The sequence below is a fragment of the Mesorhizobium sp. M8A.F.Ca.ET.165.01.1.1 genome, assembly GCF_004792065.1.
Classification (GTDB): Bacteria; Pseudomonadota; Alphaproteobacteria; order Rhizobiales; family Rhizobiaceae; genus Mesorhizobium.
Map to the genome: position 1 here is coordinate 198,905 of NZ_SRTH01000009.1, position 19,097 is coordinate 218,001.

At 63.1% G+C, this 19,097-nt stretch carries 18 protein-coding genes; 11 read left to right on the forward strand and 7 right to left on the reverse strand.

Going from position 1 to position 19,097, the window contains the following annotated elements:
• The first annotated feature begins 6 nt into the window (after positions 1–6).
• The 6 genes from hisD (at position 7) to yacG (ending at position 3,450) form a co-directional block, all read left to right on the forward strand.
• Positions 7–1,299: a histidinol dehydrogenase gene (hisD, locus tag EN808_RS23150; RefSeq protein ID WP_135916968.1), complete on the forward strand. Its 1,293-nt coding sequence runs from the start codon at positions 7–9 to the stop codon at positions 1,297–1,299.
• A gap of 6 nt (positions 1,300–1,305) precedes the next feature.
• Complete coding sequence (locus EN808_RS23155; RefSeq protein WP_135881025.1) at positions 1,306–1,791, forward strand: UPF0262 family protein; 486 nt, start codon at positions 1,306–1,308, stop codon at positions 1,789–1,791.
• Positions 1,779–2,249: a low molecular weight phosphatase family protein gene (locus tag EN808_RS23160; RefSeq protein WP_135881026.1), complete on the forward strand. Its 471-nt coding sequence runs from the start codon at positions 1,779–1,781 to the stop codon at positions 2,247–2,249. Before EN808_RS23155 ends, EN808_RS23160 begins: the two co-directional genes overlap by 13 nt.
• 143 nt (positions 2,250–2,392) lie before the next feature.
• Positions 2,393–2,611 carry a translation initiation factor IF-1 gene (gene infA, locus EN808_RS23165; RefSeq protein WP_006329283.1) on the forward strand — a complete coding sequence of 73 codons (219 nt, stop codon included), beginning with the start codon at positions 2,393–2,395 and terminating at the stop codon, positions 2,609–2,611.
• 18 nt (positions 2,612–2,629) lie between these two features.
• Positions 2,630–3,256 carry a Maf-like protein gene (locus tag EN808_RS23170; RefSeq protein WP_127870834.1) on the forward strand — a complete coding sequence of 209 codons (627 nt, stop codon included), beginning with the start codon at positions 2,630–2,632 and terminating at the stop codon, positions 3,254–3,256.
• Positions 3,253–3,450 (forward strand): DNA gyrase inhibitor YacG, encoded by a 198-nt coding sequence (gene yacG, locus EN808_RS23175; protein ID WP_127870833.1) that lies wholly within the window; start codon positions 3,253–3,255, stop codon positions 3,448–3,450. The genes EN808_RS23170 and yacG overlap by 4 nt, the downstream gene beginning before the upstream one ends.
• Positions 3,451–3,482: 32 nt before the next feature.
• On the opposite strand, the gene EN808_RS23180 is transcribed toward yacG, so the two are convergent.
• Positions 3,483–4,688 (reverse strand): ROK family transcriptional regulator, encoded by a 1,206-nt coding sequence (locus EN808_RS23180; protein WP_127870832.1) that lies wholly within the window; start codon positions 4,686–4,688, stop codon positions 3,483–3,485.
• Positions 4,689–4,857: 169 nt separating this feature from the next.
• On the opposite strand from EN808_RS23180, the gene EN808_RS23185 reads away from it, so the two are divergent.
• The 4 genes from EN808_RS23185 to EN808_RS23200 all read left to right on the forward strand — a co-directional run bounded on the left by EN808_RS23185 (position 4,858) and on the right by EN808_RS23200 (position 8,898).
• Positions 4,858–6,027 carry an SGNH/GDSL hydrolase family protein gene (locus EN808_RS23185; protein ID WP_135916969.1) on the forward strand — a complete coding sequence of 390 codons (1,170 nt, stop codon included), beginning with the start codon at positions 4,858–4,860 and terminating at the stop codon, positions 6,025–6,027.
• A 111-nt stretch (positions 6,028–6,138) separates the two neighbouring features.
• Complete coding sequence (locus tag EN808_RS23190; protein ID WP_135916970.1) at positions 6,139–7,092, forward strand: sugar ABC transporter substrate-binding protein; 954 nt, start codon at positions 6,139–6,141, stop codon at positions 7,090–7,092.
• Entirely contained in the window at positions 7,092–7,880 is a 789-nt protein-coding gene (locus EN808_RS23195) for an ATP-binding cassette domain-containing protein (RefSeq protein WP_210212409.1), read from the forward strand. The genes EN808_RS23190 and EN808_RS23195 overlap by 1 nt, the downstream gene beginning before the upstream one ends.
• Positions 7,881–7,896: 16 nt before the next feature.
• Complete coding sequence (locus EN808_RS23200) at positions 7,897–8,898, forward strand: ABC transporter permease (protein WP_135916971.1); 1,002 nt, start codon at positions 7,897–7,899, stop codon at positions 8,896–8,898.
• A 22-nt stretch (positions 8,899–8,920) separates the two neighbouring features.
• Here the strand turns inward: EN808_RS23200 and EN808_RS23205 are convergent, their stop codons facing one another.
• The 6 genes from EN808_RS23205 to EN808_RS23230 form a co-directional block, all read right to left on the reverse strand.
• On the reverse strand, positions 8,921–10,291 hold the full coding sequence (locus EN808_RS23205) for an alpha-glucosidase/alpha-galactosidase (protein ID WP_135916972.1): 1,371 nt from the start codon (positions 10,289–10,291) through the stop codon (positions 8,921–8,923).
• Positions 10,292–10,310: 19 nt separating this feature from the next.
• Entirely contained in the window at positions 10,311–11,978 is a 1,668-nt protein-coding gene (locus EN808_RS23210; RefSeq protein ID WP_135916973.1) for an ABC transporter ATP-binding protein, read from the reverse strand.
• A gap of 10 nt (positions 11,979–11,988) precedes the next feature.
• Positions 11,989–13,125, reverse strand: coding sequence for an ABC transporter permease (locus EN808_RS23215; RefSeq protein ID WP_127276818.1), 1,137 nt, complete (start codon positions 13,123–13,125; stop codon positions 11,989–11,991).
• A complete protein-coding gene (locus EN808_RS23220) occupies positions 13,126–14,133 on the reverse strand; it encodes an ABC transporter permease (RefSeq protein ID WP_127276820.1) in 1,008 nt (335 codons plus the stop codon).
• Positions 14,134–14,267: 134 nt separating this feature from the next.
• Entirely contained in the window at positions 14,268–16,349 is a 2,082-nt protein-coding gene (locus tag EN808_RS23225) for an ABC transporter substrate-binding protein (RefSeq protein WP_135916974.1), read from the reverse strand.
• A 152-nt stretch (positions 16,350–16,501) separates the two neighbouring features.
• Positions 16,502–17,968 carry an alpha-glucosidase/alpha-galactosidase gene (locus EN808_RS23230; RefSeq protein WP_127276824.1) on the reverse strand — a complete coding sequence of 489 codons (1,467 nt, stop codon included), beginning with the start codon at positions 17,966–17,968 and terminating at the stop codon, positions 16,502–16,504.
• A 66-nt stretch (positions 17,969–18,034) separates the two neighbouring features.
• Between EN808_RS23230 and EN808_RS23235 the strand changes: the two genes are divergently transcribed.
• Positions 18,035–19,090 (forward strand): AraC family transcriptional regulator, encoded by a 1,056-nt coding sequence (locus EN808_RS23235; RefSeq protein ID WP_348630941.1) that lies wholly within the window; start codon positions 18,035–18,037, stop codon positions 19,088–19,090.
• Positions 19,091–19,097: the final 7 nt, after the last annotated feature.

Consider the following 19,097-nt stretch of genomic DNA (forward strand, 5'->3'; position numbering starts at 1 on the left):
CACACAATGGCCATCACGCTTCGCCAGTCCGACGCCGATTTCGAGCAGCGTTTCGCCGCCTTCCTCATGACCAAGCGCGAGGTATCGGCCGATGTCGACGCCGTGGTGCGCGACATCATCGCGCGCGTGCGCGCCGAGGGCGACACGGCACTGATCGACTACACGCAGAAATTCGGCGGAGGCGACCTCGCCGCGCTAGGCATTGCCGTCTCGGCGGAAGACATCGCCGGCGCCTATGCCGAGGCCGATCCGGCCACGGTCGAGGCGCTGAAATTCGCACGTGACCGCATCCGGTCCCATCACCAGCGGCAAAAGCCGCAGGACGAACGCTACACGGATGCCGCCGGCGTCGAGCTCGGCTCGCGCTGGACCGCGATCGAGGCGGTCGGGCTCTATGTGCCGGGCGGCACGGCAAGCTATCCGAGTTCGGTGCTGATGAACGCCGTGCCGGCCAAGGTAGCAGGCGTCGAGCGCATCGTCATGGTCGTGCCGGCACCGCACGGTGTCGTCAACCCGCTGGTGCTGGTGGCGGCGGATATATCAGGCGTCTCCGAAATCTACCGCGTCGGCGGCGCGCAGGCGATCGCCGCACTTGCCTATGGCACGCAGACGATCAAGCCGGTGGCCAAGATCGTCGGCCCCGGCAATGCCTATGTCGCCGCGGCCAAGCGGCGGGTGTTTGGCACCGTCGGCATCGACATGATCGCGGGGCCGTCGGAAGTGCTTGTCGTGGCCGACGGCGGCAATGATCCGGAGTGGATCGCGGCGGACCTGCTTGCCCAGGCCGAACATGATGTGTCGGCGCAGTCGATCCTGATCACCGACGATCCGGCGTTCGGCGAGGCGGTCGAACGGGCGGTCGAGCGTCAGTTGCAAAGCCTCTCGCGCGGCGATACGGCGGCGCAGAGCTGGCGCGATTTCGGCGCCGTCATCCTGGTTCCGACGATCGAAGCGTCGCTGCCGCTGGTCGACCGCATCGCGGCCGAGCATGTCGAACTGGCCATCGACGATGCCGAAGGCTTCCTCGCGAAGATGCGCAATGCCGGTGCCGTCTTCCTCGGCCGCCACACGCCGGAAGCCATCGGCGACTATGTCGGCGGCTCCAACCATGTGCTGCCGACGGCGCGCTCGGCGCGCTTCTCATCGGGCCTGTCCGTGCTCGACTTCGTCAAGCGCACCTCGGTCATGAAGCTCGGCCCGGAACAGTTGCGCATGCTGGCACCGGCGGCGATCGCACTCGCGCGGGCGGAAGGGCTCGACGCGCATGGCCGCTCCGTCACTATCCGGCTGAACATGTAGGCCGGCATGACGGGCTCCGGTCAAACCCGCGCAAAACTGATCGATGTCGAACTCGATGAATCGATCGGCCGTTCGACGCCCGATGTCGAGCATGAGCGGGCGGTGGCGATCTTCGACCTGATCGAGGAGAACCGTTTTCAACCCGTCAACGACAGCGGCACGGGTCCTTACCGGCTGAAGCTGTCGCTGGCCGAGTCCCGCCTGGTCTTTGCCGTGGCGCGCGAGGACGGCGCCGCCGTCGTCACCCACATCCTGTCGCTGACGCCGCTCAGGCGCATCGTCAAGGACTACTACATGATCTGCGAGAGCTATTACGACGCCATCCGCTCCTCGACGCCGAGCCATATCGAGGCGATCGACATGGGCCGCCGTGGCCTGCACAATGAGGGCTCGCAGACGCTGATGGATCGGCTCTCCGGCAAGATCGACATCGACTTCGACACGGCGCGGCGGCTGTTCACGCTGGTCTGCGTGCTGCACTGGCGGGGCTGACCCTGGCCCCCGGCGCCCTGCCCCGCTCGGTCCTGTTCCTGTGCGGCATGAATGCCGTGCGCTCGCCGATGGCCGAGCAGCTGGCGCGCCGGATGCTGCCCCCCACCATTTTCGTCGCCTCGGCCGGTGTGCGCGCCGGCGAGCGAGACCCGTTCGTCGATGCCGTGCTTGCCGAGGACGGCCTGACGCTTGGCGAACGTCATCCACGGACGCTGGAGGATCTCGAGGATGACTATTTCGACCTGATCGTCACACTGGCGCCGGAGGCGCACCATGCCGCGCTCGAACTCACCCGCTCGCTTGCCGTCGAGGTGGAATACTGGCCGACGCCGGACCCCACCGACGCCGGCGGCACGCGCGAACACATCATGGCTAGCTATCGCGACGTCCGCGAGCGGCTGAAGTTGCGCATAGGCCGACGTTTTTTGCTTCCAGGAGCAAAAAACGCGACGGATTAAGCGTGTTCACAAGCGAACGATTATCATATACGTTCCGCCGAAATTCCGGCCAGAGTCGGAAGTAGAGCATGATCCGAAAACCGCTTCACACTTCTCGGCATCATGCTCTAGCGCCGAAACTGCCATCCAAGCAAAGGTATCGAATGCCGAAGGAAGAAGTCCTCGAGTTTCCGGGTATCGTCACGGAATTGTTGCCCAACGCGATGTTCAGGGTGAAGCTCGAAAACGAACACGAGATCATCGCCCATACGGCCGGCCGCATGCGCAAGAACCGCATCCGCGTGCTGACCGGCGACAAGGTTCTGGTCGAAATGACACCCTACGACCTGACCAAGGGCCGCATCACCTACCGTTTCAAGTAAGATCAAGACCCGAGCGCGATGAGCATTTTGCAGAAGCTGGTGCTTGCCTCGGGTTCGCCGCGCCGCATCGAACTCTTGCAGCAGGCCGGCATCGAGCCTGACCGTATCCTGCCAGCCGATATCGACGAAACGCCGCTGCGTGCCGAGCATCCGCGCTCGCTGGCCAAGCGCTTGTCGAAGGAAAAGGCCGAGAAGGCGTTCGCGTCGCTGAAGACCGAGACCGACTATGCGCCGAGTTTCGTGCTGGCCGCCGACACGGTGGTTGCCGTTGGGCGGCGCATCCTGCCCAAGGCCGAAACGCTGGACGATGCCGCCAACTGCCTCGGGCTCTTGTCCGGCCGTTCTCACCGGGTCTATTCAGGCATCTGCCTGATCACGCCGGGCGGCAAATTGCGCCAGCGGCTGGTCGAGACGCGGGTGCGTTTCAAGCGGCTTCCGCGCGAGGAGATCGACGCCTATGTCGCCTCGGGCGAATGGCGCGGCAAGGCCGGCGGCTATGCCGTGCAAGGCCTCGCCGGCTCCTTCGTCGTCAAGCTCGTCGGCTCCTACACCAACATCGTCGGCCTGCCGCTCTATGAGACGGCGGCGCTGCTGTCGGGCGAAGGTTTCAGGACCCATCAAAACTGGTCGTCCGCGCGACCATGAGCCTGGACGACAAAGTCACGCCGCTGCGGCCCAAGCGCCCGTGCCCCGAATGCGGCAAGCCGTCGGCGCGCGAGACCTATCCGTTCTGCTCGAAGCGTTGCAAGGACATCGACCTCAACCGCTGGCTGAAGGGCGCCTATGTCATCTCGGCCCGCGACGACGAGGAAGAACCCGACGCCGACGAGCCAAAATAAGGCCAGGCCATCAGCGCGGGCCAGACTTTCGATCAGGCTTCTGGCGAGCCCGCAGGGCCATTGGAGTCCGACTGCAAAAAGAATCTGTCGAGGAGGGGAATGCAGGCCGCCCCAAGGCCGGCTGCCTGCCGGTCCGACGTGCCCTCCCTGACGAAGAGAGACGCAAGATCGCTGGCGCCGATGGCCGTGAGCTTTTCCCTGATCTCCCTCACCAGCTCGGCTCTCACCCATTGCGGCATGAGGCCGTCCAGAACGATGCCCCTGAATGTGGCAAGCGCCGACGCCGAATGGACCGCCAGCGATATGCTGGACGAGGTTGCCTCAATCCATTTCCTGAGTTGCGGGTCAGGGGCGCGAGACCCTGGCGCCAGGCCGACATCGTCAACCGAAACCGATGTGCCGAGCGGTGCCACGCCGCCGGTCGCAGATGGCACCAGGATACGTCCGATCCCAGGCCTTGCATCGCGGCGCGAGAAGCCGAGCCGACCATGTTGGACAATGCCTCCGTCAAGCGAATGCCCGATGAAGATATAGAGGAAGTCGGGCGCGCCTCCGGCCAGCCCATAGGCCAGTTCCGCGCTGCATGCCGCCACCGCATCCCGGTCGAGATAGATCGATAGATGTGTTTCCTTGCCCATCTGCAGGGCCAGGTCCTCAAACTCGGCCCACGCGCTCTCCGGACCGTCCGTGCCCTTGCCGTTGGCAACCGCCGCAAGAATATCCGAAGCTACCGCTATGCCGATGTCCTCCAGCCTCGCGTGCTGGGCTGAGGTCAGGCGCGAGCGCATCTCGGCAATCGCTGTATATGCGATGCGTGCTATTTCACCCATTTCGCCCGCGCCGTACGACAGCCTTCGCTGCTCCAGGACCCCGCCGACAAAATCGACCAGTGCGATGTCCGCATGGCGCAGCCCCAGCCGCAGGCCTAGAAACAGCGCTCCCTCGGGATTGATCGACATCGGGACCGACGGCTGTCCGACCTTGCCTTTGATGGGCCTTCCCGCCACCAGCAGTCCTTCCGCCTCGAGGGAGCGGACGATGACGGACGCGGTCTGCTTGGTGAGCCCGGTGATCTCGGCGATCTGAGCTTTGGACAGTTGACCGTGTATCCTGATCAGCGACAGGGCAAGACGTTCATTCGACGCGCGGAGGCCGACCTGGTTCGCGCCCCTGTAACCTGAATAAATACCGTTCGGGCTCGTTCGGGCAGAGCTTGCGCCACCTATACGTCCGGTCACAGTGATACCCCAATAAGGACGCGCCCGCCGACCTTGGTGTTGGCGGACGCAGATACGACCCTTGGCAAGGATTTGCAGGAGGAGGGTAAATAAGTCAATCGAAATTACCTATTGACTTGGTCTGCGACCTGAAAGTAGCTGGAATGGACCAAAGACGAGGGAAGCGAAGATGATACGCGGCGACTGGATCGCAACATGGACTGCCAGCCCTATGAATGTCTGGGCCGCCGACATGGTGATCCCAGGGTTCTACAACCAGACGGTTCGCGAGATTGCCCGCATCAGCGTCGGAGGCCGGCGGTTAATGATACGGGTGTCGAACGAGTTCGGCAGCGCACCGATCGTCATCAACGCGGCGCACGTCGCACTTGCGGGCGAGGACGGAGCCATCCAGCCCCTGACAAGCCGCCCCCTCACCTTTGGCGGCGAGGCGACCGCCTCGATTGCGCCGGGCGCTCCACTGTTCAGCGATCCCGTGGAACTGGCAACGCCCGCGCTGTCCCGGCTTGCCTTGAGTTTCTATGTGAGCGGCCATCTTCCGGTGGAAACCCATCATTACGAGGCGCAGCAGACGGCATTCATATCCATACCGGGGAATTTCGCCGCCTCCGAACTCCTGCCGCTTCAGCAAACCACCACCAGCCGCTACTTCGCTTCAGCCATCTATGTCGACGCAAAGGAAGGATCGCGCGCGATTGCCTGCTTCGGCGACTCCATCACCGACGGCTACGGCTCGCAGATAGACGGCGACAGGCGGTGGCCGGACATTCTGAGCGAGCGGCTCAGCGCCGGCACCGCGACGCAGGACCTGGCCGTGCTCAATCTTGGTATCGGCGGCAACCGGCTTCTGAGCAATCGCCGCGGCACGAAGGCTTTGGAGCGGTTCGACCGCGATGTGCTCAGCCTGCCCAGGGTGTCGCATCTCGTCATTCTGGAGGGCGTCAACGACATAGGCTGGCCCAACACCGCGCTTGCGGGCGCCGATGAGGCCGTAACGGCAAAACAAATCATATTGGCGATCCGGCAGCTTGCCGTGCGCGCCGAGACTGCCGGCATTCGCGTCATACTGGGGACCCTGACCCCATTCGAAGGAACAACATCGGAATCGCCGGTCGGCGATTTCTACACGCCCGAGAAAGAGAAGGTTCGCGGCGCCGTCAATGCATGGATCCGAAAGGCCGAGGGCGTTTACGGCTTTGTCGACTTTGATGCCGCCGTTCGCGATCCCGGCCGGCCAACCAGGCTTCTCCCAGCCTATGATTGCGGCGATCACATCCACCCGAGCGACGCAGGCTACAGGGCCATGGCGCAAGCCATCGACATGGCCCTGTTCGAATAGGCGGACAATTAGTAAGTCATTATGACTTATTATTGACACCCGCCATTGTTTGTTGCATAACGTCCTCGAACGCTGGCGAGCCGTGACTGCAAGCGTCAATGGGAGGATTTCATGCGAACCAATAGTCTGCGGTTGTCGCGCATAGCGCTGGCATGCACATTGAGTGCCTTCACCGCCTTCGGACCAGCGGCTGCTGGAGCGGCGGACCTTTCCTCGATCCTTTTCGTCAACCCGCTGCCCAAATATCCGGCGTGGCGGCTGATCGGCGACTGCGTCGCCAATCGGGCGAAGGAACTGAAAATTCCCACGACCGAATCCGGTCCGACCACCGGCAATCTCGATGCCACCGTCATGATTCAGCAGATTCAGCAGGGCATCGCCAACAAGGCGGGAGCGATACTGACCTTTCCGGCGACGGCGGGATTTGTTCCCGTGCTCCAGCAGGCGGGGAAGGCCGGCATCATGGTCGGCACGTTCTATGGTGCTTCCGGAACGGAATCCGGTTCGAACGTGAACATCGGTGCGAACTTCACACGGGTCGGCGAAATCTTTGTCGAAGCGATAGCAAAGCGCGAGGGGCCGCAGCATGTCGGGCTGATGGCGCAGGGACCAAGCGGCGCGGCCAAAGCCTTCGTCGACGGGTTCACCGCGGCGGCCGCGAAGACCCAGAACGTCACCGTGTCCGCTGTGGTCTACACCAACGACGATGCCAGCAAGGCGCTTGACCAGGCCAATGCCCTTTTGACGGCGCATCCCGAGGTCAACGTCATCGCCTCGCATATGGGAACCGCCACGCAGGGCGGGACCGCTGCCATCAAGTCAAAAGGCCTGACCGGCAAGGTCGTATTCGTCGCCAACGGGACGGCAGGTGGGGGCGAGCAAGGACTTGCCGACGGCACCGTCTACAAGTTGATGCTGCAGGATCTCTGCACGGCGGGTTCCAAAATGGTCGATTCCGTCGCGGCCATCGCTCGCGGCGAGGCGGTTCAGCCGCAGATCGATGTTGGCGTACGCATGTTCGACGCGAGCGACTACAAGGCGTATCTCGCCAAGGGATGGCAGTGATGGCAATCGCCCAGCCGGACATTCCGGCACCCGCGCTGGAGATGCGCGGGGTGGGCAAGTCGTTCGGCAACGTCAAGGCGTTGTCGAATGTCGATATCACCGCCGGGGTGGCCGAAATCCATGCCATTGTCGGCGACAATGGCGCGGGCAAGTCGACCACGCTCAAGATCATGTGCGGGATTTTCCGTCCGGATCAGGGGCAACTGCGACTGGGCGGAAAGTCGGTTGAGATACGGGACGCGTCGGCGGCCCATCACCTCGGCATCTCGGTTGTTCATCAGGACCTCGCCCTTGTCGAATGCCTGGACATCGCCACGAACATGGCTTTGGGAGCCATTCCGCGCAGGGGGCGCTTCCGGCTGGACCGTCGCCGCATGGAGACGGAAGCCGCCAAGGTGCTGGACGACCTGAAGATAAGGGTCGGCTCGGTCCGCACGCAGATCGGGCTCCTTTCTGGTGGCGAACGTCAAATCGTCGCCATAGCCCGTGCGGTTCGGATGGATCTTCCGATCATGCTTCTCGACGAGCCGACTGCGGCACTGGGAGTCCGGGAGACGGCCCATGTGGGAGAAATCCTCGGCGAACTCCGGCAGCAGGGGAAAGCCGTCATCTGCATCAGCCACGACATGGATTTCGTGTTCCGCAACAGCGACAGCATCACTGTCATGCGGCTGGGGCGCTCGGTCGCGACGCGACGCACCAAGGATACCAGCCGTGATGAAATCATCGGACTGATTACAGGTGCGATCCAGGGCGACACTGCCAGTTCCGATCCAACTTTTGCCTGAACGAGGGAACCAGACCGTGGCCAGCGAACAGGCAGAACACCAATCTTCGACAGCCTCTCAAGGTGTCCTTTCGACATTGATGTTGCGTCAGGAAACGACATTGCTGGCGGTCATCGTGGCGGTTGGGATCGTTGCCACGCTTCGCAACCCCGCATTCCTCAACCCGGCAAATCTCACCGACATCGCCCGCGCGGCGGTGATCTATTTCGTCATGGGCTGCGGCGCTTCACTGCTCATGATCGGAGGCGGGCTCGATTTCTCCGTGGGCGCCGTCTTTACGCTTGGCGGCATCATCTGCGCGTGGTTGTTGGTGTGGGGAGCGCCCTGGCCGCTCGCCGTCCTGGCGGGCGTGGCGGCTGGTGCCGCCGTCGGATACGTCAACAGCGTGATCATCGAGCGGCTGCACGTGCCTCCGATCATAGCGACGCTCGGCACATTCTTCATCGTCGGCGGGCTATGTGTCCAATTCACTGGCGGAGAAGACATTGTCCCGCTGCCCGAAACGTTTCAGGCCCTGGGTCAGGGAGCCGTGCTCGGCGTCCCCTACATCGTTCTCTATGCCATCGCGCTGGGACTGCTTTTCTGGTTCCTGCTCGAGCAGACGCCGTTCGGTGTCGAGACACGCGCGCTGGGTGGCAATCGCAAGGCCGCGATCGCCAACGGCCTCAAGGTCAACAGGCTCGATACGATCCTCTACGTCACCGCCGGCGCCACCGCCGGCCTTGCCGGTGTCATCTACGCTGCGCGCGTTGGAAGTGGCCAAGTTGCCGCCGGCGGACCCTCGGTCACACTCTCGGTCGTCACGGCCGTGCTCATAGGGGGTATAAGCTTGCTCGGAGGCTTGGGCACAATCACCGGCGTTGCGGTCGGGGCCCTCTTGCTATCGGCGATCGATAACGCCCTCATCGTTGCCAGCGTGCCGCCCCAATACAACAGCATCATCATCGGCGCGATCCTTATCTGCGCAGTGGCGGTTGATCACATGCGCAGGGAACGTCTGTACAAGCGCCGCCGGTGAGGTCTTCCCGGAGTTGCCCTGCTCAGGCCGCGTGGGTCTTGCGGCTTGTCCGCGCCCAGGCCGGCAGCCAGTCGCCGTGGGCGGCCAAGAGATCATCGACCAGCGACCAGATCTGGTCGAGGTCGAGTTCGGCCGCCGTGTGCGGATCCATCATCGCCGCGTGGTAGATGTGTTCGCGGTTTTCCGTCATCAGCGCCCGCACCGTCAGTTCCTGGACATTGATGTTGGTACGGATCAGCGCCGTCAGTTGTGGCGGCAGGTCGCCTATATAGGTCGGCTGAATGCCGGACGCGTCGACCAGGCACGGCACTTCGGCGGCGCAATCGCGGGGCAGCGAGGTGATGCAGCCATTGTTGCGGACATTGCCGTAGATCACCGACGGCTCGCCGGTCCAGACTGAATTCATGATCGAGGAGGCATACTCCTTGGACTCCTCGACCTCGATGCGCTGGGCCGAGCGGTAGGCCTGTGCCTGGTCCTTCCAGCGCTCGATCTGCTCGACGCAGCGCTTGGGATATTCATCGAGCGGAATGCCGTATTTCTCGATCAGATCGGGGCGGCCGTCCTTGATGAAATAGGGCGTGTATTCGGCGAAATGCTCCGAGCTTTCGGTGACGAAATAGCCGAGCCGGGTCAGCATCTCGTAGCGTACCTTGTTGGGGCAGCGCGGGTTCCAGCCGGGCTTCGGCGCGCGGCCCTCGCGATAGGCGCGCACCAGGTCGGGATAAAGATCGCGGTAGGATCCGTCCGGCTGGCGATGCTCGAATTTCAGGTAGAAGGCCATGTGGTTGATACCAGCCGAGCGGTAACGAATCTCGTCGTAGGGAAGGTCGAGGTCGTGCGCCAGCTCCATCGCCGTGCCTTGCACCGAGTGGCACAATCCGACCTGCCGGATCTCGGGATATTTCTCCGATATCGCCCAGGTGTTGATCGCCATCGGGTTGACATATTGCAGCATGATCGCCCGCGGGCAGACGGCGAGCATGTCCTCGCAGATCTTCCACAGATGCGGCACGGTCCTGAGGCCGCGCATGATGCCGCCAACGCCGAGCGTATCAGCGATGGTCTGGCGCAGGCCGTACGTCTTCGGCACCTCGAAATCGGTGACGGTGCAGGGCTCATAGCCGCCGATCTGGAAGGCGACTACGACGAAATCGGCGCCCGCCAGCGCCATACGCTGGTCCGTGTAGGTCTCGGCCTTCGCCTTGACGCCAAGCGTGGCGATCAGCTTGTTGACGACGACCGCGCTTTCTTCCAGCCGCTGCGGGTTGATGTCCATCAGCGCGATCGTGGCGCCCGAAAGCGCCGGCCGCTGCAGCACGTCGCCGACGATGTTCTTCATGAACACCGTCGAACCGGCGCCGATGAAAGTGATCCTGGGATGTCTTGCCACGTTAACCTCCGGCATGTGTTCAGGCCACGTCGAAAGCGGCCCTGACGAGCCGTTCGGTGTAGGCGGTCTTGGGATTGGTGAGGACCTCGTCGACGGGTCCCTGCTCGACGATCTTGCCGTGCTGCATGACGATGACGCGGTGGCACAGCGCGCGCACCACCTTCAGGTCGTGCGAGATGAACAGGTAGCTCAAGCCGCGCTCGTCCTGCAACTTGCGCAAGAGATCGATGATCTGCGCCTGGACGGACAGGTCGAGCGCCGATGTCGGCTCGTCGAGCAGGATGAATTCGGGTTCGAGCGCGATGGCCCGCGCAATCGCGATACGCTGGCGCTGGCCACCGGAGAATTCATGCGGAAACCGCGACAGGATATCGCCCGGCATGCCGGCGCTGACCAGCGCCTCGCGCACCCGCTCGACCCGCTCGCGCCACGTGGCGCCGATGCTGTTGACGATCAGCCCTTCCTCGATGATCTGGCCGATCGTCATGCGCGGGTTGAGCGAGGAGAACGGGTCCTGGAAGACGATCTGCATGCGCGAGCGCAGCGGCCGCATCTGCGTCCGCGACAGGCCATGGATCGGCTGGCCGTCGAAACGGATCTCGCCGCATTTGGCGTCGGTCAGCCGCAGCAACGCCTGGCCGAAGGTGGTCTTGCCGGACCCGGATTCGCCGACCAGTCCCAGCGTCTCGTGGCGGCAAAGCTTGAGATCGAGATCGTCGACCGCGACCAGTTCACGCCAGTCCGGTTTGAGAAACGTGCCATGGCGCAGCATGAAGCAGACGCGCACGCCATCCGCCTCGAGGATGGTGCCTGAGCCCTCCGGCAACGGTTGCGGGCGTCCCCTTGGCTCCGAGGCAAGCAGCCGCTGGGTATAGGGATGCCGCGGATCGGCGAACAGCCGTTCGGTGACGTTGTGCTCGCACATTTCGCCATGCTGCATCACATAGACATAGTCGGAAAACTTGCGCACCACGGTGAGATCATGGGTGATCAGGATCACCGCCATCCGCAGCTCTTTCTGCAGATTGCGGATCAGGTTGAGGATTTGGGCCTGCACCGTGACGTCGAGCGCGGTCGTCGGCTCGTCGGCGATCAGCACGTCGGGATTGTTGGCGAGCGCCATGGCGATCATCACGCGCTGGCGCTGCCCGCCCGAGAGCTGGTGGGGATATTGCTTGAGCCGCGCTTCGGGTTCGGGGATCTGCACATGCCGCAAAAGTTCGAGCGCCCGCGCCCAGGCTTGCTTGCGGCTCACCTTGCGATGCACCCTGATCGCCTCGACGATCTGGCTGCCGACCGTATAGATCGGGTTGAGCGAGCTCATCGGCTCCTGGAAGATCATCGAGATGCGGTTGCCGCGCAGCTTGCGCCGGGCGCTCTCGGGGAATTTCAGGATGTCCTGTCCGTCGTAACAGATGCTCGATTTCGGCGACACGGTGGCCCGCCGCGACAGCAGGCCCATGACGGTGCGCGCCGTCACCGACTTGCCGGAACCGGATTCGCCGACGATCGCGATCGTCTCGCCGCGATAGAGCTGGAACGAGATGTCCTTGACCGCTTCGACCACGCCGTGTTCGACCTTGAAGGCGACCTCGATGTTGCGGGCGTCGATGACGGGCTCTCCCTGGCGCCCATCATGGTCGAGGCGGAAGGCTGGTGCGAAGGGCTCGGCGAGTACGATGGTCATCCCGGTCCCCTCAATACGGATCGACGGCGTCGCGCAGGCCGTCGCCCAGCGCGTTGAAGGCGAACACGGTGACGAGCACGAAACCGACCGGTGACAGGATCCAGGGATAGGTGCCGATGACCGAATAGGTCGCGGTGTCCTGCAGCATCAGGCCCCAGGAGATCAGCGGCGGCTTGACGGCGAAGCCGAGGAAACCGAGGAAGGATTCCAGCAGCACCACCGTCGGGATCGCCAGCGTCACGGCGACGATCACATGGCTCATCACATTGGGGAAGATGTGCTGCAGGATGATGCGCTGGTCGGTGGCCCCGACCGCCATGGCGGCGCGCACATATTCGATGCGCGCCAGCGCCAGTGTCTTGCCGCGCACCTCGCGCGACATCTGTGCCCAGCCGAGCGCCGACATGACGATGATGACGAAGGCGAGGAACACATTGGTCGGCGCGGTGACCGGGATCAGCGTCGTCAGCGCGAGATAGAGCGGCAGTTGCGGGAAGGCCAGCACCAATTCGACGAAGCGCTGCATCCAGACATCGAACCGGCCGCCGAAATAGCCTGACACCATGCCGACTGTGGTGCCGATGACGGTGATGATGAAGACGACCGTCAGCGCGATCATCAGCGAAACGCGCGAGCCGTGGATGGCGCGCGACAGCACATCGCGGCCGAATTTATCGGTGCCGAGGAAATGCACCGGCTGGCCGTCCGTCGAGGCAAAGAAATGCCGGTTCGCCGGGATCAGCCCGAAGAGCCTGTAAGGCGCGCCCTCTACGAAGAAGCCAAGCAGCCTTGGGTGGTCGTAGTCGGGACCGACGATGGGCTGAAAGGTGACCGGATCGAGATCGGCCGAATCGGCCAGCGCATAGACCCTCGGCCGCGCGACGAAATTGCCGTCCTTGTCGTGGAAGGAAGGCAGCTGCGGCGGGGCGAAGCCGACATCGGTCGCCTTCGGATCCATCGGCGCCAGGAATTCGGCGAAAACGGCCATGACCAGGAGCAGCACGACCAGCCAAAGTCCGGCCATACCGGTCCAGGAGCGCTTCAGCCGGCGCCAGACAAGCGCCATGTAGCTCTCATTGCCGCGCGCGGGTGCCACTGTGGCTCGCTCGGCCGGCAAGGGTGGTGGTGAAGGGTCGCGCGCCAGCATCTAGCCCTCCCCGAACTGGCGCACGCGCGGATCAAGCAGGACCAGCAGCATGTCGGCGATGATGTTGCCGACGATCAGCGTCGCCGACAGCACCATCATGAAGGTGGCGGTGACATAGACATCGCCGACCGCCATCGAGCCGACGATCGCCGGACCGACGGTCGGCAGCGCGAAGATGATCGCCGTCTCGATCTCGCCGGTCAGCATATAGGGCAGCACCACGCCCTGATACATGACCAGCGGGTGCAGTGCGTTGGGCACGGCGTGGCGCATGACGACGGCGCTGCCGGTCAGGCCCTTGGCCTTGGCTGTCTCGACATATTGCGCGTTGAGCGTGTCGAGCAGATTGCCGCGCATGACGCGCATATTGTAGGCGAGGCCGCCGAAGGTGGCGATCGCCACCACCGGCCAGACATGCTTGACCAGGTCGACGAACTTGGCCCACGACCATGGCGCGCCGCCATATTGCGGCGAGAAGAATGAGCCGATCTCCGAGACGTTGAACTGGAAGACGAGGAGATAGACGATGATCAGCGCCATCAGGAAGCGCGGCACCGTCATACCGAGGAAAGAGATGGCCGAAAGCGTCGAGTCGATCCAGGTGTATTGCCGGGTCGCCGCCCATATGCCGAAGGTGATGCCCAGCACCGAGGCGAGCAGATGGCAGACCAGCGCCAGCAGCAGCGTGCGCGGCAGGCGCTCGCCGACGACCTCGGCCACTGGCTTGTTGTAATAGAGGCTGTAGCCGAAATCGCCGCGGGTGACGATGCCGCCGATCCAGTTGAGATACTGGACGGGCAGCGGCTTATCGAGGCCGTGTTCGACGCGATAGGCCTGGGCTTGAGCGTCGGCCTCGGCGAAGGAGGCCCCGCCCTGGTTGATCAGCTGCGAGCGAATGTAATCGGCGTAGTCGCCAGGCGGCGCCTGGATGATGGCAAAGGTGACGAGGCTCAGAATAGCGAGAACCGGTATTGCCGACGCTATGCGCGTGAGCAGGAATCGCAACATCGACGGTCCGCTTCCTCATCTCGCCGGACGCTCCCCTGGAGGGGCGCTCGGAGGGTTGGTTTGTCCCGGCCGCGCCAGCGGCGCGGCCGGGTTTCTCTCAGTCAGGGAGGTAAACTTACATCGGGCCTTTAATCTTACATCGGACCCTTGTCTCCAGGCTTGCCGGGAAGCTCTTCCGGGAACAATTCATATTTCGCCTGCTTGTCGGCCGCGACGAAGACCCGTTCGCGGATGATCGAATCCTCGGCCCAGTTGAACATGAAGATCGGCGTGCCCTGCGGAATGTTCGAGAAGCGCTTGTTGACGATCAAGGCGCCGGGATATTCCGTCAGGCCGATATTGTAGACGTGCTCGGTCGAGATCTTCTGGAAGTCCCGCATCAGACTGGCGCGCTGGTTGTTATCCGCCGACGAGACGAATTTGTTGACGATGTCGACGAGGTCCTTCTCGAAAGGCATCAGATCGACCTCGCCGCTTTCCGGCGCGCGATGATCCCAGCTGGTCTTGGGGCCGACTGGAGCGAGCTGCACGGTGTTCTGCACCACGGAGGTCAGCTCCTGCTCATTGCGTCGGATCAGCCAGTCGAAGCGGCCTGAATATTGGGTGGCATCGCGCTGCGTGCCGTTAAGCCCGTTGAGCACGATCCGGAGGCCAAGCTTCTCCATCTGCGCCACCACGCCTTCGGCGAGGCTCTTGTCGGTCGTGTAGTCGTTGTTGACCAGCATCACGAGTTCGACGTTCTTGCCGCCGGCGGTGCCGGCTGGAAAGTTGACGAAGCCGTCGCCGTCTGTGTCCTTCAGACCGGCCTTGGCGAGTTCGGCCTTGGCGCCCTCGAGGTCGAAAGGATAGTAGACGGTGGATTTGCGGTCGTAGAAGCTGGTGCCGGAGGAGAGGCCGCCTGGATAGATCGCGGTGAACGGCCCCTTGACGAGGGAATCGCCCAGCGCCTTGCGGTCAAGCGCCATGGTGACGGCCTTGCGGAAATCCTCGTTGCGGTTCAGTTCGCGGATCGCTTGGCCGCGCTCATCGGGGTTGCCCCAGCCATTGGCGGAAAAGTTCAGGCGCAGATTGTAGCCGATCAGCCGTGGGCCGAAGGCCAGACGCGCCGGCGCATTCGGCTCGGCCGCGCGCTTCAGGGAGGCAACGAAATTTTCCGGCTGCTCGAGATTGGAGAAATCGCCTGCGCCGGCGACCGCCTGAACGTCGCGGTCGGCCCAGGTCGACAGTTTGTAATGCAGCTCGTTGAGATAGGGCAGCTGGTTGCCCTTCTCGTCCACCTTCCAATAGTAGGGATTGCGCCGCATGACGATGATGTCGTCGGCCCGATATTCGACCGGCACCCAGGCGCCCATGACGGGCATGTTCATATATTCCGGCGGGAAGGCGTTCTTGAACTGGTCGTAGGTGTTCTTCGAATATTTCGGGTGCTGCGGCTTCAAGATGTGCGCGGGACCGGGGCAGAACGTGCCATAGGCCATTGCGTAGAGGTGCTGCTTCGGGAAGGCGTCCTTGAAGGTCCACTCGACGGTGTAGTCGTCGATCTTCTTGAGCGTCGTGCCGACGCCAAAGGTTTCCTGGGTGGCGCCATTGAGCGGCGAGACGTTGGGATCCATGACCTCGTCGTCCCAGTAGAACATGACGTCGTCGGCGTTGAATGGCACGCCGTCGGACCATTTGGCGCCCTCGACGAGATGCATGGTCAGCTTGTGACCATCGGCCGACCAGTCCCAGCTTTTGGCGAGGTTGGGCAGCGGCTCGGTGTCCTTCGCCTCGACCTGGAACAGCGGTGCGGTGCGCGTCAGGCACTCGGAAAGGCCGATGTCGATGCCGCCCCAGCCCTGGGTCTGGCCGGCGCCGTAGTTCCAGCCTTCCGGCCGGCCGCCGATGACGTGGCGCATCGTATCGCCATAGACGCCGATACCGTCCGGCATGTTGGCGGTCTTGAAGACCAGCGGCTCTTTCGGCAGCCGGTCTTTCACCGGCGGCAGCTTGCCGGCCTTGACGTATTTTTCCGTCACCCAGCCGGGCTCGTGATACTCGGGCAGCGCCTTGAACTCCAGGACGGAGTCGCGCGCCACGTATTTGATCTTGCCCTCGGCCGGAAACGTCGCCGGGACCGGCGGCACGGTCGGTTCGGAAGCGAAAGCGCTGAGCGCCGGAACGGAGACGCTCAGCGCCAGTCCAGCGGCAATGCCAATGCTGCGTAGGTTCCTCATGGTCTCCTCCCTCGTGTTCAGACGTCTGCTGCTGCTCGTCCTGTTAGGCCTCGAAGCAATTCCGGACGGAGATTCACCCTTCTCCTGGAATTGCTCCCGCACGCCTGACTGCGGTGGACCTGCCTCCCTGGATCCACTGGCGCGCCCGGTTTTCAGCCGGCCTGTTTCAGCGCGGCCTTTTCGGCGCGCAATTCCTCGATCGAGCGCACGCTTCGCCGCGCGGCACCCGCCCATTCGCGGGTCTTGACCGCGGATTTCGACAGTCGCTCCTTGGCCGCCGGAACCGCATGGGCATATTGCGGCAGCCATTGCGCCTGGGCGACGACCATTTCGTCGACCATCTGCCAAACCTCCTCGGGCGTCGACACGGCGCCGACCAGCGGATCGTGCAGCACGGCAAGCTTCAGAAGATCGATGTCGCCAGATATGGCGGCATGGACCGACATGCGCTGGACGTTGATCGAGGCCATGCAAGTGGCGGCACAGGCTTCCGGCAGCGTGATGCCGGCGGCCATGTTGATGCCGAAGCGGTCGACGAAGCCGGGCGACTCGATGATGGCGTCGCGTGGCAGATTGGTGATCACGCCGTCGTTCTTGACGTTGAAGTGGCCACGATAGACGCGGTTGGTCTCCAGCGCCTCCAATATGTGGCTGGCATGCTCGTTGGAGCGCTTTTGCGGATCGATCGGCTTCGACGCCGCTTCGAGGAACTGCGGATATTCGGTCTCGAACCAGTTGCGGGTTTCCGTGGAATAACGGAGGTAGCCGCCGGTCTCGCCGTGGATCCAGTCCGACATGTCGATCCAGCGGGTGATCTCGTCGGGACGCTTGCGGTACCAGGGCAGATATTCGGAGAGATGTCCGTTGCTTTCGGTGGAATAGACGCCGAAGCGCTTCAGCACATCGATGCGCAGCTTTTCCTGCCGGGAATAGACCGGGTGCGCCTCGAAGGCGGCGACCAGTTCGTCCTTGCCGATTTCACGCCCGTTTAGCCTGAGCTCGATGAACCAGGTCTGGTGGTTGATGCCGGAACAGACATAGTCGAGTTCCCCAGGCGATTTCGCGCCCAGCACCTCGGCGATCTGTTCGGCGCCGTGCTGGACGCCGTGGCAGAGCCCAACCGTGTCAACCTTGCCGTATTCGATCGCCGCCCAGGTGTTCATCGCCATCGGGTTGGCGTAGTTGAGGAATTTCGCGTTCGTCTCGGCAACCTCGCGAATATCCCGGCAGAAATCCAGGATCACCGGAATGTTGCGCTGGCCGTACAGGATGCCGCCGGCGCAGATCGTGTCGCCGACGCACTGGTCGATGCCGTATTTCAGGGGAATGCGGATATCGTCGGCATAGGCTTCGAGGCCGCCGACCCGCACGCAGCTGATGATATAGCGCGCGCCCTCGATTGCCTTGCGGCGGTCTGTTGTCGCGGTCACCCTGGTCGGCAATCCGTTCGCCTCGACGATCCTGTCGAGGATCGCCTTGATCATCCCCAGATTGTGCTCGCTGACGTCGGTCAGGGCGAATTCAATGTCCTTGAATTCCGGCACGCACAGAATGTCGGTGAACAGCTTCTTGGTGAAACCGACGCTGCCGGCGCCGATAATAGCGATTTTGAAACTCATCACCTTCACCTCGATCCAATCGAATGCTAGGCAAGGAGCAGCAAGGGAGGAAAATGGCCACACGCCTTGGTGTGCATGCCATTCAAGCCGGAATCCGGCTTTCTTTCCTCCCGCCCGCTCCTCGATCGCGGGTTGTTCGCGTTCTTCGAGGCGGGATTATGCGCTTATTCGCGGTCACGGCCAGAGAAGGATTATGCTTTCAGGGGTAATTTTGTGCTGCGTGATTTGATCGCCAACGGACAATCGATGCGGACGGTCTCGCTGCCGCGCGGCCGCCAGCGCCTGCATGCCATGCCGACGAGCACAGGCTATGAGTTACGCGAGGACGTGACCTATGACTGGGATGGGCGCAAGCGCGGCCAGACGCCGTTCACCGTGCTCCAGCACACGATCAGCGGCACCGGCCGGCTGCGCTACGAGAACCGCGACTACCGCCTGCAGACGAACGACACGCTTCTGGTGCTGGTGCCGCACAACCACCGCTACTGGCTGGCCAAGGACGAGCGGTGGGAATATTTCTGGATCTCGATGAACGGCGAGGAGGCGTTGCGCATCCACAAATCGATCCTCGACGTGTCGGGGCCGGTCTTTCGGCTGCAGCCGGCGACGATCGACCATCTCGCCGATTGCAGCCTGCGTCTCATCAAGGGGGCCGCTTCGCCAGGTGCTGCTTCGGCCATCGCCTACGAGGCCGCGATGGCGCTTTATGACGATGTGTTCGGCTCGCACGCCTTTGCCGAAAAACAGAGCGCCATGCAACCTGTCATCGATCACATCAACGCCAATCTCGACAAAGCCCTGCCGGTGGCGGACCTCGTCCAGATCAGCGGGCTCAGCCGGGCTCATTTCTCGCGCTGCTTCGCCGAGAGCGAAGGCCTGCCGCCCGCCGAGTTCGTGCTGCAGCAGCGGCTGCAACGGGCGGCGAAGCTTTTGACGAAAGCGGACTTCCTGCCCGTGAAGGAAGTGGCCATCCTGTGCGGTTTCGAGGACGCGAATTACTTTTCGAAGGTCTTCCGCCGGCTCTACGGGACGACGCCCAGCCAGTTCCGCACCACCGGCATGTATGCCAGCTTGCAAACCCCGGCCAGGCGCGGCGCCAGACTGTCGGACGACGAGATCTGACACCGCT

Bases quoted from the DNA above. Each gene is read 5' to 3' on its own strand.
- EN808_RS23230 (WP_127276824.1), bottom strand. From the start codon at position 17,968: ATGAGTTTCAAAATCGCTATTATCGGCGCCGGCAGCGTCGGTTTCACC.
- EN808_RS23210 (WP_135916973.1), bottom strand. From the start codon at position 11,978: ATGACCATCGTACTCGCCGAGCCCTTCGCACCAGCCTTCCGCCTCGAC.
- EN808_RS23215 (WP_127276818.1), bottom strand. From the start codon at position 13,125: ATGCTGGCGCGCGACCCTTCACCACCACCCTTGCCGGCCGAGCGAGCC.
- EN808_RS23170 (WP_127870834.1), top strand. From the start codon at position 2,630: ATGAGCATTTTGCAGAAGCTGGTGCTTGCCTCGGGTTCGCCGCGCCGC.
- hisD (WP_135916968.1), top strand. From the start codon at position 7: ATGGCCATCACGCTTCGCCAGTCCGACGCCGATTTCGAGCAGCGTTTC.
- EN808_RS23185 (WP_135916969.1), top strand. From the start codon at position 4,858: ATGATACGCGGCGACTGGATCGCAACATGGACTGCCAGCCCTATGAAT.
- EN808_RS23225 (WP_135916974.1), bottom strand. From the start codon at position 16,349: ATGAGGAACCTACGCAGCATTGGCATTGCCGCTGGACTGGCGCTGAGC.
- yacG (WP_127870833.1), top strand. From the start codon at position 3,253: ATGAGCCTGGACGACAAAGTCACGCCGCTGCGGCCCAAGCGCCCGTGC.
- EN808_RS23190 (WP_135916970.1), top strand. From the start codon at position 6,139: ATGCGAACCAATAGTCTGCGGTTGTCGCGCATAGCGCTGGCATGCACA.
- EN808_RS23195 (WP_210212409.1), top strand. From the start codon at position 7,092: ATGGCAATCGCCCAGCCGGACATTCCGGCACCCGCGCTGGAGATGCGC.
- infA (WP_006329283.1), top strand. From the start codon at position 2,393: ATGCCGAAGGAAGAAGTCCTCGAGTTTCCGGGTATCGTCACGGAATTG.
- EN808_RS23155 (WP_135881025.1), top strand. From the start codon at position 1,306: ATGACGGGCTCCGGTCAAACCCGCGCAAAACTGATCGATGTCGAACTC.
- EN808_RS23220 (WP_127276820.1), bottom strand. From the start codon at position 14,133: ATGTTGCGATTCCTGCTCACGCGCATAGCGTCGGCAATACCGGTTCTC.